Below are 1,845 nucleotides of genomic sequence, written 5' to 3' on the forward strand. Positions count from 1 at the left end.
GCGAGCAAGCGCTCGCCGGGGCCGTTTCCCGTGACAGGGATAAGGAGGAACGTTTATGCGCTCAGCGGGTAGCGCGTGTCCAGGTCGCGGAAGACCGCCCCGTTGAGCACGAAGGCCCGCTTGCACTCCTCGACCACCCGACGCCGCTCGACCTCGTCCATCGCCTCCCCGGCCGCGTCCAGCTTCGCCCGGTACTCGCGCTTGAGGGCGGCCGGGTTGTCGACCTCCTCGAAGACGTAGAACCGCACGCCGTCGCCCTTGCGCTCGAAGCCCCAGGTCTTCTCCGCGATGCCCCGGATGATCTGACCGCCCGACAGGTCGCCCAGGTAGCGGGTGTAGTGGTGCGCGAGGTACCCGGCCGGCCACCCGGCGGCCAGCTCCTCCACCCGGGCGACGTACGCGGCGGTGGCCGGCAGCGGGGCCAGGCCGTCCCGCCAGTCGGGCCCGCGCAGGTGCGCGAGGTCGCGCTCGATGGCGGCGGTGCGCAGCAGCGCCCGGTCGATGAAGGGGCCCGCCAGCGGGTGCTCCGCGAGCTGCTCGGCCCGCTCTTCCAGGGCCCGGTAGACGTACCAGAGCTGGCCGGTGAGGTCGGCGTACGCCTCGATCCCGAGCCTGCCGCCCAGCAGCCGGCTCATGAACGAGGACTGTTCGGCGGCCTCGTGCTCCTCGCTGCTGGCGGTGCGGAGCACGGTGGAGAACGGGGCGGGCGCGGGCATGCGGCCTCCAGGGTCCGGGATCGGCCGGTCGGGAATCGGCTGAATGTGTGGTTAGCCTAACCTAACTTCTCGTCTTGCCGACAGACTGTCGGCAAGACATTCCGTCCCCGGACACGACAGAGGCCGGGGTCCGCGGACGAATCCGCGAACCCCGGCCCCGGGCTGTCCCGACCTGCCTCGGACCGTCCCCGGCCGAGTGGGATCGGAACGACGGCTCAGTGGCCGCCCTGCTCCGCCAGACGCTTGATCGAAGCGGTGACCTCGGCCTCGGCCTCGGCGCGGCCGACCCAGTTGGCGCCCTCGACGGACTTGCCCGGCTCCAGGTCCTTGTAGACCTCGAAGAAGTGCTGGATCTCCAGGCGGTCGAACTCCGACACGTGGTGGATGTCGCGCAGGTGCTCCCAGCGCGGGTCCGTCGCCGGGACGCAGAGCAGCTTGTCGTCGCCGCCGGCCTCGTCGGTCATCTGGAACATGCCGATGGCGCGGCACTTGATGAGGCAACCCGGGAAGGTCGGCTCGTCCAGGATGACCAGGGCGTCCAGCGGGTCGCCGTCCTCGCCGAGCGTGCCCTCGACGTAGCCGTAGTCGGCCGGGTAGCGGGTCGAGGTGAAGAGCATCCGGTCGAGCCGCAGACGGCCGGTCTCGTGGTCGACCTCGTACTTGTTACGAGAGCCCTTCGGGATTTCGATAAGGACGTCGAACTCCAACGGTTCCTCCAAGGTAGGGACTGACAGAATCCAAGTGTCTCCTACGGGAGCGGGTGCTCGGGAAAGGGGCCGGTCGGTGGGCGCAGGGGGAGGGGCGGCGGGCCGCCGCGGGGGGACGGCCGCGGGGCTGTTCGGAGCGGCGCTCCTGGTCGTCGGTACGGTCCTGACCTCGGGTGGTGCGTACGCGCAGCCGGCCCCGCCGCCGGGCGGGCACAGCGCCGGGCCGGGCGAGGGCGAGGAGCACGACGGACCGGGTGGCCACGGCGGGAGGAAGGGCGACCGCGGGAAGGGCGCCGCCGGTCCCCGGTCGAACGACGACCCGGGCGCCGCGCCCACCCGTCGGGCCGCGCCGCCCGCCGCTCCCGCACCCGCCGCTCCCGTGCCCGGAGCCTCCGTGCCCGGCGCTTCCGTGCCCGCCACCG

2 protein-coding genes and 1 pseudogene are annotated in these 1,845 nt (G+C 72.4%); 1 reads left to right on the forward strand and 2 read right to left on the reverse strand.

Going from position 1 to position 1,845, the window contains the following annotated elements:
- Positions 1–53: 53 nt before the first annotated feature.
- Together ACFU6K_RS38150 and ACFU6K_RS38155 are read right to left on the reverse strand one after the other, a co-directional pair.
- Complete coding sequence (locus tag ACFU6K_RS38150; protein ID WP_380671132.1) at positions 54–716, reverse strand: heme oxygenase (biliverdin-producing); 663 nt, start codon at positions 714–716, stop codon at positions 54–56.
- Between the two features lie 215 nt (positions 717–931).
- Positions 932–1,423: an inorganic diphosphatase gene (locus ACFU6K_RS38155; protein WP_030244505.1), complete on the reverse strand. Its 492-nt coding sequence runs from the start codon at positions 1,421–1,423 to the stop codon at positions 932–934.
- A gap of 76 nt (positions 1,424–1,499) precedes the next feature.
- On the opposite strand from ACFU6K_RS38155, the pseudogene ACFU6K_RS38160 reads away from it, so the two are divergent.
- Positions 1,500–1,845 (forward strand): annotated as a pseudogene (locus ACFU6K_RS38160) (hypothetical protein); the annotation flags it as partial.

The sequence above is a fragment of the Kitasatospora sp. NPDC057512 genome, from assembly GCF_042802135.1.
GTDB lineage: Bacteria > Actinomycetota > Actinomycetes > Streptomycetales > Streptomycetaceae > Kitasatospora.